Below are 13,492 nucleotides of genomic sequence, written 5' to 3'. Positions count from 1 at the left end.
GGCAGATCACCATCGGGTGTTACCCGGGCAACTGCCCCGGTGCGCTAAACTGAATCTTGGATTTTTGACAACACGCCCGGGGTTGCCGCTTTGCGGCGGCTTGGGCCCGCCAGCGCGATTCCGCGCCGGGCGAGCCGGCGGCGAAATACGGAAGAAGAGTAGATCGTGGCATCAACCACCGACATCAAGAACGGACAGGTCCTCAAGATCGAGGGCCAGCTCTGGAGCATCATCGATTTCCAGCACGTCAAGCCGGGCAAGGGCGGCGCATTCGTGCGCACCAAGATGCGCAACGTGCTTACCGGCCGCGTGCTGGAAAAGACCTACAACGCCGGCGCCAAGATCGAGACCGCAACCGTTGACCGCCGCGACTACCAGTACCTGTACCAGGACGGCGAAGACTTCGTGTTCATGGACCTGAGCGACTACGACCAGATCACCGTCGCCGGTGTGACCGTGGGTGAGACCGCCGGCTACATGCTGGAGAACCAGAACGTCACCATCGCGATGCACGAGGGTTCCGCGCTGTACGTCGAGCTGCCCCCGTCGGTCGTCCTGGAAATCACCTACACCGAGCCGGGCCTGCAGGGCGACCGCTCCTCGGCAGGCACCAAGCCGGCCACGCTGGAGACCGGCAAGGAGATCCAGGTGCCGCTGTTCGTCGAACAGAACACCAAGGTCAAGGTCGACACCCGCACCGGCGATTACCTCGGGCGTGTCTCCTAGTGAGCGCACGCGCCAAGGCCCGCCGCCGGGCACTTGACATCCTTTTTGAAGCCGAACAACGCGATGTCTCGCCGCTGGCGGCCATGCGTTTGCGCCGTGAAGCCACGGACATCACCATCAACGAGTACACCGTGACCCTCATCGAGGGCGTCATGGGCGAGCTGGATAGGATCGATGAGATCCTCTCCTCCTACTCCAAGGGCTGGACCCTGGAGCGCATGCCCACGGTGGACCGCACCGCGCTGCGCATCGGCGCCTGGGAGCTGTTGTTCAACGACGACGTTCCCGACGGCGTTGCCGTGGCCGAAGCAGTCTCGCTGGTCCGCGAGCTGTCCACCGACGAGTCCCCGGAATTCGTCAACGGACTGCTCGGACGCATCCAGCAGATGAAGCCGACGCTGCTGGCCTAGCGGCCCGCGCTTCGCACCTCTCCGCCGGCCGGCGGGAACCCGAACTTTTCGGGCTCCCGCCGGCCGCGGTGCGTTAACCGGTGCCCCGGTCCCCAGTCGACCCGGCGGCCAAACGGCGCGACCGTCCGGCCAGCGGGGATGCCGTACGGCCAGGAGGTCGGCCAACCAGCAGGCCAGGCCCGCATGTCGCACCTTCCAGCGGCGGCAAATCGGCATTCCCCGGCGCGGGGCCGCGGCCCGGCCTGTGAAGCGTGCCACACTGTGTGCTTGGGTCGCAGAATCCGACAACCGCATGGTTTCTGTTCCCGGTGACACCCGCGCCCACCCCAGAACAGAGGAGAACACGTTGAATTGGCTCGACCGCTCCCGCTCCATGGCCCCTCCGGGCTTCAACCGCTGGCTGATCCCGCCCGCCGCACTGGCCGTGCACCTGTGCATCGGCCAGGCCTACGCCACCAGCGTGTACAAGTCCGCACTCATCGGCCACTTTGGCCTCTCGCAGACCGCCATCGGGATCATCTTCTCCATCGCAATCGTGATGCTCGGCCTCTCCGCGGCCATCATGGGCACCTGGGTCGAACGCAGCGGGCCGCGCAAGTCGATGTTCGTCGCCGCCTCCTTCTGGGGTGCCGGCTTCCTGGTCGGTGCCGCCGGCATCTTCACCTCACAGCTCTGGCTGGTCTACCTGGGCTACGGCGTCATCGGCGGCATCGGGCTGGGCATCGGCTACATCTCACCGGTCTCCACCCTCATGAAGTGGTTCCCCGACCGCCCGGGCATGGCCACCGGCATGGCGATCATGGGTTTCGGGGGAGGGGCGCTGATCGCCTCCCCGATGTCCAGCGCCCTGCTGAAGTTCTTTGACGGGTTCAACCCCGCAACCGACGGCGCCGACTGGATCGCCTCGGGCAACTCGGTCGGCAAGCTGTTCCTGACCCTGGGCGTGCTCTACTTCGCGGTGATGATGTACGGGGTGCTGAACATCCGCGTTCCAGCCCCCGGCTGGACGCCGCGCGGCTGGGACCCCTCCACGGCCAAGGTCTCCGCGATGGTCACCACCAAGCAGGTCTCGGCGGCCAACGCGATCAAGACCCGCAGTTTCTGGCTGGTGTGGGCCGTCCTGTTCCTCAACGTCACCGCCGGTATCGGCATCCTGGAACAGGCATCCCCGATGATCCAGGACTTCTTCCGCGGCGCCGACGGGAACTCCGCGGTCAACGCCGCGGTGGCCGCCGGATTCGTGGGCATGCTCTCGATCGGCAACATGGCCGGGCGCTTCATCTGGTCAAGCACCTCGGATGTGATCGGGCGCAAGCGCATCTACATGGTCTACCTCGGTGCCGGCGCGGTCTTCTACGTGGTGCTGGCCTTCTTCGGCGGCAGCTCGATGCTGCTCTTCGTGGCCATGGCAGTGGTCATCATCAGCTTCTACGGCGGCTCCTTCTCCACCGCCCCGGCCTACCTCAAGGACCTCTTCGGCACCTTCCAGGTCGGGGCGATCCACGGCCGCCTGCTCACCGCGTGGTCCGCCGCCGGCATCGCCGGGCCGTTGATCGTCAACGGGCTGCTGGACGCCCAGGGCAAGCCCGGGACGATGAACGCGCACAACTACCTTCCGGTGCTGCTGACCATGGTGGGGTTGCTGGCCATCGGCTTCGTCGCCAGCACGCTCATCCGCCCGGTCGACGCGAAGTACCACGAGCCGGAGGAAGAACTCGCTTCCGCCAGGAAAGGATCCTAGATGCCATCGCAACCACATGACACCGTCAATCCCGCAGGGCCCGCCGACGTCCCGGTGAACCCCGCCACCGGGCGGCTGGTTTTCGGCTGGCTGTTGGTCGGGATCCCGCTGGGGTACGGGGTCGTCACCACCCTGTCGCGGGTCGGCCAGCTCTTCCAGTAGCAGTACCGGCTGCCGGGCAAAACCATCGGGCTTTCGGCGTGTTGCACCGCGACACGCCGAAAGCCCGTGCTGGTTGCCCGTCCCGTGCTCAGGCCAGGGTGAGCAGCTGCGCGCGCTGCAGGTGCGACTTGTGCAGCAACGCCAGCTCCCGGGCGAAGTCGGTGCCCGTGGGATGTCCGGCCGCGATCCGCTGGCGCACCGCGGCCAGGTTCATCGCGGTGGCGGTGAACTCCTTCATCTGCCGGCTGCGTCCGATGCCCGCCGCCCAGCGCCGGGCATTGCGCCGGCCCGCACGCGTGGCAAACATCTGAACCTCCGCGGCGGTGAACCAGCCGCTGGCCCGGTACTCGTCCAGGCGCTGCTCGGTCAGCTTCCGCTCCCCGCGCTGCAGCAGCACCACCGCGACGATCGAGGCGGCGAACAACGGCACCTGCAGCACGAAGTAGAAGCTCAGGAAGTTGTCGAAGAAGATCCCGACCCCTCCGTTCCACAGGAAGTGGCCGACCATCGCCGGCAGCAGGCCCAGCACCAAGTACAGCGGCCAGCGCCCGCGCTTGCCGCGCGCGGCACACAGCCCCAGGGCAAACCCCGTCCATGCGGTGAACATCACATGGACGAAGGGGGAGAAGAGCCCGCGCAGCACGAAGACCGAAACCAGCTCGCCTTTGGCCCCCGGGTCGACGTAGCTGGAGGCGAAGTACAAGATGTTCTCGGTGAACGCGAACCCGGCACCGACGATGCCGCCGTACACGATCCCGTCGATGGGGCCGTCGAAGTGCGAGCGGTTGATCCAGAAGATCAGCAGCACCCCGGCGCCCTTGGCCAGTTCCTCCACGATGGGGGCCTGCACCACCGCGCCGAAGAGGTCAAGGTCCAGGCGGCCCGCGGGGTCGAAGAACAGCTCCATGAACACGTCCCCCACCAGCAGGGCCCCGGCCACCGAGGCCCCGGCACCCCAGAACAGCCCCAGCGCCAGCAGGGCGCGCGGCTCCGGGTCCCAGCGATCCACCCAGCGCAGTCCCAGCAGGCACAGCGCCAGCGGCACCATGGCCAGGGCGCCGAGCCACAGCACCGTGCCGGAGCCGAAGGCCCCGGCCAGGAAGAAGCCCACACCCAGCAGCACCACGGTGCAGGCCACCAGGGCCAGGGTCACCGCCGTGGACCCCGAACGGCGCCGGTGCCCCGGTGGGGGACCGGAAGGCGAAGGAGCGGATCCGGGCAGGCCGGGCGAGTCCGGGAAAGCGGGGGAGCCGGCGGAGGCCCAGGGGTCCTGCGGGGCCGAGTGCGGGGACGATTGCGGGGGGTGTGAGGTAACGCGCATGTCTCAAATCCTACGTGCGGCACGGCCTGTGATAATTTTGATCCAGCAAGCAACCTTTAAATTCCGTCCAGTGAGGCGGGGAAGGAGGCCGCACATGAGCAACGAGCCCACCCGGGACCGTGCCCTTGCGCCCGTCAGTGCCCGGATAGTCCTCTCCAGCGAGGACATCGACCGCGTTCTCACCCGCATCGCCCACGAGATCATCGAGGCCAACAAGGGTGTGGAGGACCTGGTGCTGTTGGGCATCCCGTCCCGCGGCTTCCCGCTGGCCCAACGTCTCGCGCAGCGCATCGCCGCCACCACCCCGGGCCTGGATCCGGCCTCCATCACCGGACAGCTCGACGTCACGATGTACCGCGACGACCTGCGCCGCTCCACCACCCGCACCCCCGTGCCCACCCGTCTTCCGGCCTCCGGCATCGACGACAAGGTCGTGGTGCTGGTGGACGACGTGCTCTACTCCGGGCGCACCATCCGCGCCGCCCTCGACGCCATCGCCGACCTGGGCCGCCCCCGCATCGTCCGCCTCGCTGTCCTGGTGGACCGCGGCCACCGCGAACTTCCCATCCGCGCCGACCACGTCGGCAAGAACCTGCCCACCGCCACCACCGAAAAGGTGCGCGTGCACCTCTCCGAGGTCGACGGGGCCAACAACAACGAGGTCGTCATCGAGGCCCACGCATGAAGCACCTGCTCTCCACCCTGGATTTGTCGCGCGACGATGCGATCCGCATCCTGGACATCGCCGAGGAAATGGCCGCCGTGGGCACCCGCGAGGTCAAGAAGCTCCCGGCGCTGCGCGGACGGACGGTGGTCAACCTCTTCTTCGAGGACTCCACCCGCACCCGCATCTCCTTCGAGGCCGCCGCCAAGCGCCTGAGCGCGGACGTCATCAACTTCTCCGCCAAGGGTTCATCGGTCTCCAAGGGCGAATCGCTCAAGGACACCGCCCAGACCCTGCAGGCCATCGGCGCCGACGCGGTGGTCATCCGGCACGGCGCCTCCGGGGCCCCGGCCCGCCTGGCAGCCACCGACTGGATCGACGCCCCGGTGGTCAACGCCGGGGACGGCACCCACGAACACCCCACCCAGGCGCTGCTGGACGCGTTCACGCTGCGCACCCACTGGTCCGCGCTGCACGGACACACCTCGCTGGGTTCGGACCTGTCCGGCATGAAGGTCGCCATCGTCGGGGACATCCTGCACTCGCGGGTCGCCCGCTCCAACCTCTGGCTGCTGCGCACCCTGGGCGCCGAGGTGACCATGGTCGCCCCGCCCACGCTGCTGCCGCACGGCTCCAACGTGTGGCCATGCACCATCAGCTACGACCTTGACGCGACGCTGGCCGGCGGCATCGACGCGGTGATGATGCTGCGCGTGCAGGGCGAACGCATGCACGACTCCTACTTCCCCAACACCCGCGAATACTCGCGACTCTGGGGCTTCGACGACGCACGGCTCGCGGCGCTGGACGCCCGCGACACCGGCGAAACCATCATCATGCACCCCGGTCCGATGAACCGCGGCCTGGAAATCTCCTCCGCGGCCGCCGACTCGCCCCGCTCCACCGTGCTGGCCCAGGTGGCCAACGGCGTGGCGGTGCGCATGGCCGTGCTGTATCTACTGCTATCGGGGGACCAGCAGCGTCCCGCACCCTCGGACGCCACCCGTCCGGCCGGCCTGTAAAGAAACGGGAGTCAATCCTCATGAGCACCAACACCACCTACCTGATCCGGGGCGCCAAGCCGCTGGGCAGCCAGGGAACCGACATCCTCATCCACGAGGGCACCATCGCCGCCCTGGGGGCCGACGCCGCAACGCACCCGGCCGCCGCGAGCGCCACCGTGATCGAGGCCGCCGGCCGGATCGCCCTGCCGGGCATGGTCGATTTGCACACCCACCTGCGCGAACCGGGCCGCGAGGACGCCGAGACCGTCGAGACCGGCACCCGCGCCGCCGCCCTGGGCGGCTTCACCGCCGTGCACGCCATGGCCAACTCCAACCCCGTGGCGGACACCGCCGGTGTCGTCGAGCAGGTCTGGTCCCTGGGCAAGCGCTCGGGCTGGGTCGACGTGCGCCCGGTGGGAGCGGTCACCGTCGGGCTTGCGGGCAAGCAGATGTCCGAGATCGGCGCGATGGCCGACTCCCGCGCACAGGTCCGGGTCTTCTCCGACGACGGCATCTGCGTCTTCGACCCGCTGATCATGCGCCGCGCCCTGGAATACGTGAAGGCCTTCGACGGCGTCATCGCCCAGCACGCCCAGGAACCCCGGCTCACCGAGGGTGCCCAGATGAACGAGGGCGAGGTCTCCGCGGTCCTCGGACTGGCCGGATGGCCGGCCGTCGCCGAGGAATCGATCATCGCCCGCGACGTGCTCCTGGCAGAACACGTCGGTTCCCGCCTGCACATCTGCCACGTCTCGACCGCCGGGAGTGTGGAGATCATCCGCTGGGCCAAGTCCCGCGGCGTGAACGTCACCGCCGAGGTCACCCCGCACCACCTGCTGCTGACCGACGAACTGGTCTCCAGCTACGACCCGGTCTACAAGGTCAACCCGCCGCTGCGCACCGAGACCGACGTCATGGCGCTGCGCGCCGGACTGGCCGACGGCACCATCGACATCATCGGCACCGACCACGCACCGCACCCCTCCGAGGCCAAGGAATGCGAATGGGCCGCGGCGGCCATGGGCATGACCGGGCTGGAAACCGCGCTCTCGGTCGTGCAGCACACCATGGTCGAGACCGGGCTGATCAGCTGGGCCGACTTCGCCCGCATCACCTCCACCGCCCCGGCGGCCATCGGCCGCGTCGAAGACCAGGGCCGCGAGCTGGCCGTGGGCGAACCGGCAAACATCACGCTGGTGGACGCCGAGGCCCGCTGGGTCGTTGACCCGTATGCGATGGCCACCAAGGGCCGGAACTCCCCGTTCAAGGGACTGGAACTGCCGGGCAAGGTCACCCACGTGTTCTTCCACGGGCACCCCACGGTGCTCGACGGCAAGCTGGCCACCCCGCGGCTCTCCGGGGCCTTCTAGATGGGCCAGTACACCGGCGCGGTCCTGATCACCCTGGCGGTCATCGTGCTGGCCGCCGGGCTGATCCTGCTGGGCTGGCGCAACCGCCTGCGCCGGCAATCCGACGTCCCGGCCCCGCCGCAGATCCCGCTCGACGCCAACGGGGACCCGGAGCTGGGCGACTTCATCGGGGAACCGGCGCAGGGCGTGTACGTGTGCACCACCACCGCCGGGGACTGGCTGGACCGCATCGCCGCCCACCACCTGGGAATCCGCACCAATGCAGACCTGTCCATCCATCCCGAGGGCGTGCTGCTGGCCCGCCACGGCGCCCCCGACGTGTTCATCCCCGCCGCCGCAATCACCGGGGTGTCGCGCTCCAGCGGCATGGCCGGGAAGTTCGTGGAGAAGGATGGCCTGCTGGTCATCAGCTGGATGCTGGGCACCAAGGCCGTGGACACCGGGTTCCGCCCGCGCTACCACGCCGAACTCCCCGGGATCCTCGCGCGCATCGCCGCGCCGGGCGCTCCCGGAACAGACAACAACGAAGAACCACCCGCCGAAACAAAGGAAAACCAGTGACAGCAGTACAGGGAACCGAGCAAGCCCTCTTGGTGCTCGAAGACGGACGGGTTTTCCGCGGCCGTAGCTACGGCGCCATCGGCACGGCCTTGGGCGAAGCGGTCTTCTCCACCGGCATGTCCGGCTACCAGGAGACCCTCACCGACCCGTCCTACGCCGGACAGATCATCGTGCAGACCTTCCCGCACATCGGCAACACCGGGGTCAACGACGAGGACGCGGAGTCCTCCCGCATCTGGGCCGCCGGCTACGTGGTCCGCGAGGCCGCCCGCATCCCCTCGAACTGGCGTGCCCAGCGCACCCTCGACGAAGACCTGGTTGCCGGCGGCATCGTCGGCATCCAGCAGGTCGACACTCGCGCCCTGACCCGCCACCTGCGCGACCGCGGCGCGATGAAGTCGGGCATCTTCTCCGGGGAGGCAGCCGCCGCTCCCGTCGAGGAACTGGTCAAGACGGTCAACGCGCAGCCGTCCATGGAGGGTGCCAACCTCTCCGCGCTGGTCTCCACCAAGGAGGCCTACACCGTGGAGCCGGCGGACCACGGCTACACCGGCGAGGTCCGGTACACCGTCGCGGCCATCGACCTGGGCATCAAGATGATGACCCCGCAGCGCTTCGCCGAGCGCGGGGTGCGCGTGCACGTGCTCCCGCACGACGCCAGCTTCGAGGACGTCACCGCCACCGGTGCCCACGGCGTGTTCTTCTCCAACGGCCCCGGCGACCCGGCCACCGCCAACGTGCAGGTCGAGTTGGTCCGCCAGGTGCTCGAGGCGAAGATCCCGTACTTCGGCATCTGCTTCGGCAACCAGATCCTGGGCCGCGCCCTGGGCTACGGCACCTACAAGCTGCGCTTCGGGCACCGCGGAATCAACCAGCCGGTGCTGGACAAGGCCACCGGCAAGGTGGAGATCACCAGCCAGAACCACGGCTTCGCCGTCGACGCCCCGCGCGAGGGCGCGGCAAACGCCCCGCTGGAGCGCTTCGGCCGCGTCGAGGTGTCCCATATCTCGCTGAACGACGGCGTCGTCGAGGGCCTGAACTGCCTTGACCTGCCGGCCTTCTCGGTGCAGTACCACCCCGAGGCCGCCTCCGGGCCGCACGACGCATCCCACCTGTTCGACAGGTTCATCACCAACATGGCAGCGGCCAAGAACGCCGCCGCAACCACCGCAGATTCCACCCAGGGAGAGAAGTAATGCCGAAGCGCGAAGACCTCAAGTCGGTCCTGGTCATCGGCTCCGGGCCGATCGTCATTGGCCAGGCAGCCGAGTTCGACTACTCCGGCACCCAGGCACTGCGGGTGCTCAAGGAGGAGGGCCTGCGGGTCATCCTGGTCAACTCCAACCCCGCCACCATCATGACCGACCCGGAGTTCGCCGACGCCACCTACGTCGAGCCGATCACCCCGGAGGTCGTTGAAAAGATCATCGCCAAGGAACGCCCCGACGCGATCCTGCCGACCCTGGGCGGGCAGACCGCACTGAACACCGCCATCGCGCTGGACAAGGCCGGCGTGCTGGCCAAGTACAACGTCGAGCTGATCGGCGCGAACATCGAGGCCATCGAGCTCGGCGAGGACCGCGAGAAGTTCAAGGGCGTCGTGGAGCGCTGCGGCGCCGAAAGCGCCAAGTCGGTCATCGTGCACACCATGGAGGAGGCCTTCGCCGCCGTCGAGGAACTGAACTACCCGGTCGTCGTGCGCCCGTCCTTCACCATGGGCGGACTGGGCTCGGGCATGGCGTACAACGCCGAGGACCTGCGCCGCATCGCCGGCCAGGGCCTGCAGTACTCGCCGACCACCGAGGTGCTCCTGGAGGAGTCGATCCTGGGCTGGAAGGAGTACGAGCTGGAAATGATGCGCGACAAGAACGACAACGTCGTGGTCATCTGCTCCATCGAGAACTTCGATCCGGTAGGCGTGCACACCGGAGACTCGATCACCGTGGCACCGGCCATGACGCTGACCGACCGCGAGTACCAGAAGCTGCGCGACATCTCCATCGCGGTCATCCGCGAGGTCGGCGTCGACACCGGCGGCTGCAACATCCAGTTCGCCATCGAGCCGGACACCGGGCGCATCGTGGTCATCGAGATGAACCCGCGCGTTTCGCGTTCCTCCGCGCTGGCCTCCAAGGCCACCGGCTTCGCCATCGCGAAGATCGCCACCAAGCTCTCGCTGGGCTACACGCTGGACGAGATCCCGAACGACATCACGCTGAAGACCCCGGCGGCCTTCGAGCCGGCCCTCGACTACGTCGTTGTCAAGGTCCCGCGCTTCGCGTTCGAGAAGTTCCCGGCGGCAGATGCCACGCTGACCACCACCATGAAGTCGGTCGGCGAGGCCATGGCCATCGGCCGCAACTTCACCGAGGCACTGCAGAAGGCCCTGCGCTCCCTGGAGCAAAAGGGGTCCGAAATCGAGTTCAACAAGCCGATGGACTTCGAGATCGAGCAGCTGCTCGAGGACTCCATCAAGGGCTCCACGGACCGCCTGTACAACGTGCAGCGCGCGCTGCTCGGCGGGGCATCCATCGAGCAGGTCTTCGAGAAGACCGCCATCGACCCGTGGTACCTGGACCAGCTGGTGCTGATCAACGAGACCGCAGCGATGATCCGCTCCAACCCCGATCTGAACGAGGAGGTGCTGCGCGAGGCCAAGCGCCACGGCTTCTCCGATGCGCAGATCGCCAAGCTGACTTTCAAGACCGAGGCCGTGGTCCGCGGGATCCGCCACGCCCTGGGCATCCGCCCGGTCTTCAAGACCGTCGACACCTGCGCCGCCGAGTTCGAGGCCTTCACCCCGTACCACTACTCCTCCTACGACGAGGAGACCGAGGTCGCGCTGCACGAAAAGCCGTCGGTCATCATCCTCGGCTCGGGCCCGAACCGCATCGGCCAGGGCATCGAATTCGACTACTCCTGCGTCCACGCCACCATGGCGCTGCGCAAGGCCGGCTACGAGACCGTCATGGTCAACTGCAACCCGGAAACCGTCTCCACCGACTACGACGTGTCCACCCGCCTGTACTTCGAGCCGCTCACGCTCGAGGACGTGCTGGAGGTCATCCACGCGGAGGAATCCACCGGCGGCGTGCTGGGCGTGTTCGTGCAGCTCGGCGGGCAGACCCCGCTGAAGCTCGCGCAGGAACTCGCCGATGCCGGCGTGCCGATCCTGGGCACCTCCCCGGAGGCCATCGACCTGGCCGAGCACCGCGGCGCCTTCCAGCGCGTGCTGGATGCCGGCGGGCTGATCGCCCCGAAGAACGGCACCGCGGTGTCCTTCGACGAGGCCAAGAAGATCGCCGACGAGATCGGCTACCCGGTCCTGGTGCGCCCAAGCTACGTGCTGGGCGGGCGCGGCATGGAGATCGTGTACGACGAGGCAAACCTCTCCCGCTACATCACCAACGCCACCGAAATCACCGCCGACCACCCGGTGCTCGTTGACCGGTTCCTCGAGGACGCCATCGAGATCGACGTCGACGCGCTGTTCGACGGCACCGACCTGTACGTCGGCGGCATCATGGAGCACATCGAGGAGGCCGGCATCCACTCCGGCGACTCCGCCTGCGTGCTGCCCCCCATCACCCTGGGCCAGGATGTGCGCGACCGCGTGGTCGCCGCAACCCGCGCCATCGCCGAGGGCGTGGGCGTGCGCGGCTTGATCAACATCCAGTTCGCGCTGGCGTCCGACGTGCTCTACGTGATCGAGGCCAACCCGCGCGCCAGCCGCACCGTGCCGTTCACCTCCAAGGCCACCGGCGTGCAGCTGGCCAAGGCCGCGGCGATGATCGGGGTCGGCGTGTCCATCGCCCACCTGCGCTCGGTGCACCACCTGCTGCCGGAATCCGGCGACGGGGCCAACCTGCCCGAGGGCGCACCGGTCTCGGTGAAGGAAGCAGTGCTTCCCTTCGCCCGCTTCCGCACCCCGGAGGGCAAGGTCGTTGACTCGCTGCTCGGCCCGGAAATGCGCTCCACCGGCGAGGTCATGGGCATCGACAAGTACTTCGACACCGCCTTCGCCAAATCGCAGGCCGCGGCCAACTCGCCGCTGCCGACCAAGGGCAAGGTCTTCGTCTCGGTCGCGAACCGCGACAAGCGCTCGATCGTGATCCCGGTCAAGCACCTGGCCGACATCGGCTTCGAGATCATCTCCACCGGCGGCACCGCCGAGGTGCTGCGCCGCAACGGCATCCCCTCCACCGTGGTCCGCAAAGTCCGCGAGGGACAGGTCGAGGGCGAATCCAACATCGTCGATTTGATCACCGACGGGGAGATCAGCCTGATCCTGAACACCCCCTCGGGCGGCGACTCGCGCGGGGACGGCTACGAGATCCGCGCCGCAGCGGTCTCCGTGGGCACCCCGATCATCACCACCGTCGCCGAGTTCGGTGCCGCAATCCAGGCCATCGACGCGATGCGCCACTTCGAATGGTCGGTGACCTCGCTGCAGGAGCACGCCAAGACCCTGCAGGCCGCCGGCATCGCCGAGGCCGACGCGGCCGCAGCGGCCAAGGACGGCGCCAATGCCTAGCCCCGAAGCACGGGCCGCCGCGGCGGCCGGGCGCACCGCCTTCGGGCAGCGCCTGGCCGCGGCGATGGCCGCGCACGGTCCGCTGTGCGTGGGCATCGACCCGCACCCGTCCCTGCTTGCCGCCTGGGGCCTGGAAGACAACGTGGCGGGGCTGCGCAGCTTCTCCCTCACGGTTGTCGAGGCCCTGGCCGGGCACGTCGCCGCACTGAAGCCGCAGGTCGCCCTGTACGAGCGCCACGGTTCGCGCGGACTGGCGGTGCTGGAGGAAACCCTGGCGCTGTGCGCCGCCGGGCACGTGCTGTCGATCGCCGACGCCAAGCGCGGGGACATCGGCTCCACCATGGCCGCGTACGCGGATGCCTGGCTGGGGGAGGGCAGCCCGCTGGCCGCCGACGCGGTGACGCTGAGCCCCTACCTGGGCTACGAGTCGCTGCGCCCGGCCCTGGACCTTGCGGCGGCCACCGGCCGCGGCGTGTTCGTGCTGGGTTTGACCTCCAACCCGGAAGGCAAGACCGTGCAGCACGTCGGCGGCGCCTCCTCGGTCGCCAAGGGCATCATCGGCGCCGTGGGTGCGGAGAACGACGGGGCAACCCCGTTCGGTTCCACCGGCCTGGTCATCGGTGCCACCGTGGGCGCGGCGCTTGAGGAACTGGGCATCGACCTGGCAACCTCCAACGCCCCGATCCTGGCACCGGGCCTGGGCGCCCAGGGGGCCACCGGGGCGGACATGAAGGCGTCGTTCGGCGCGTTCTGGCCGCAGGTGCTGGGAACCTCGAGCCGCGACGTGCTCAAGGCCGGCCCCGACGCCGACGCCCTGCGTGGTGCTGCGGCAGCAACCAGGGATTCGCTGCTGTAGGCGCGATTTCCCGAAGGACCGGCAACGGGCTTGGTTCGATGCCCCCGGCGCGCCCCCAAGGGGCCGCGCCGGGGGCATCATTGTCCCGCAAACTCTTGCGTCCCGGACCCGGTCGGGCCCCGGCGGGTGCGATCCGTGCCAGG

At 68.5% G+C, this 13,492-nt stretch carries 12 protein-coding genes; 11 read left to right on the top strand and 1 reads right to left on the bottom strand.

Annotation, left to right across the window (positions count from 1 at the left end):
• Positions 1-165: 165 nt before the first annotated feature.
• The 4 genes from efp (at position 166) to JOF46_RS13830 (ending at position 3,039) form a co-directional block, all read left to right on the top strand.
• Positions 166-726, top strand: a complete 561-nt coding sequence (gene efp / locus JOF46_RS13845) for an elongation factor P (RefSeq protein ID WP_209907998.1) — start codon at positions 166-168, stop codon at positions 724-726.
• Positions 726-1,136 (top strand): transcription antitermination factor NusB, encoded by a 411-nt coding sequence (gene nusB / locus JOF46_RS13840; protein ID WP_071215092.1) that lies wholly within the window; start codon positions 726-728, stop codon positions 1,134-1,136. Before efp ends, nusB begins: the two co-directional genes overlap by 1 nt.
• Before the next feature lie 346 nt (positions 1,137-1,482).
• Positions 1,483-2,877: an OFA family MFS transporter gene (locus JOF46_RS13835; protein WP_209907996.1), complete on the top strand. Its 1,395-nt coding sequence runs from the start codon at positions 1,483-1,485 to the stop codon at positions 2,875-2,877.
• Positions 2,878-3,039 carry an MFS transporter small subunit gene (locus JOF46_RS13830; RefSeq protein ID WP_209907994.1) on the top strand — a complete coding sequence of 54 codons (162 nt, stop codon included), beginning with the start codon at positions 2,878-2,880 and terminating at the stop codon, positions 3,037-3,039.
• 88 nt (positions 3,040-3,127) lie between these two features.
• Here the strand turns inward: JOF46_RS13830 and JOF46_RS13825 are convergent, their stop codons facing one another.
• The gene (locus JOF46_RS13825) at positions 3,128-4,360 is read right to left on the bottom strand and encodes a PrsW family intramembrane metalloprotease (protein ID WP_209907993.1); all 1,233 of its coding nucleotides are present in this window, start codon (positions 4,358-4,360) and stop codon (positions 3,128-3,130) included.
• Positions 4,361-4,454: 94 nt separating this feature from the next.
• On the opposite strand from JOF46_RS13825, the gene pyrR reads away from it, so the two are divergent.
• From pyrR to pyrF, 7 genes are read left to right on the top strand one after another with little or no spacing between them, the layout of a single operon-like run.
• Complete coding sequence (gene pyrR / locus JOF46_RS13820) at positions 4,455-5,045, top strand: bifunctional pyr operon transcriptional regulator/uracil phosphoribosyltransferase PyrR (RefSeq protein WP_209907991.1); 591 nt, start codon at positions 4,455-4,457, stop codon at positions 5,043-5,045.
• Entirely contained in the window at positions 5,042-6,046 is a 1,005-nt protein-coding gene (locus tag JOF46_RS13815; RefSeq protein WP_209907989.1) for an aspartate carbamoyltransferase catalytic subunit, read from the top strand. Before pyrR ends, JOF46_RS13815 begins: the two co-directional genes overlap by 4 nt.
• 20 nt (positions 6,047-6,066) lie before the next feature.
• Positions 6,067-7,398, top strand: coding sequence for a dihydroorotase (locus JOF46_RS13810; protein ID WP_209907987.1), 1,332 nt, complete (start codon positions 6,067-6,069; stop codon positions 7,396-7,398).
• The gene (locus JOF46_RS13805; protein ID WP_209907985.1) at positions 7,399-7,959 is read left to right on the top strand and encodes a PH-like domain-containing protein; all 561 of its coding nucleotides are present in this window, start codon (positions 7,399-7,401) and stop codon (positions 7,957-7,959) included.
• The gene (gene carA / locus JOF46_RS13800) at positions 7,956-9,155 is read left to right on the top strand and encodes a glutamine-hydrolyzing carbamoyl-phosphate synthase small subunit (protein ID WP_209907983.1); all 1,200 of its coding nucleotides are present in this window, start codon (positions 7,956-7,958) and stop codon (positions 9,153-9,155) included. Before JOF46_RS13805 ends, carA begins: the two co-directional genes overlap by 4 nt.
• Positions 9,155-12,493: a carbamoyl-phosphate synthase large subunit gene (carB, locus tag JOF46_RS13795; RefSeq protein WP_209907981.1), complete on the top strand. Its 3,339-nt coding sequence runs from the start codon at positions 9,155-9,157 to the stop codon at positions 12,491-12,493. Before carA ends, carB begins: the two co-directional genes overlap by 1 nt.
• Entirely contained in the window at positions 12,486-13,349 is an 864-nt protein-coding gene (gene pyrF / locus JOF46_RS13790; protein WP_209907979.1) for an orotidine-5'-phosphate decarboxylase, read from the top strand. The genes carB and pyrF overlap by 8 nt, the downstream gene beginning before the upstream one ends.
• Positions 13,350-13,492 lie beyond the last annotated feature (143 nt).

The sequence above is a fragment of the Paeniglutamicibacter psychrophenolicus genome (genome assembly GCF_017876575.1).
Lineage (GTDB): Bacteria > Actinomycetota > Actinomycetes > Actinomycetales > Micrococcaceae > Paeniglutamicibacter > Paeniglutamicibacter psychrophenolicus.
The sequence above is the reverse complement of the archived record's forward strand: the minus strand, read 5'-3'. Positions and strand labels throughout refer to the sequence as shown.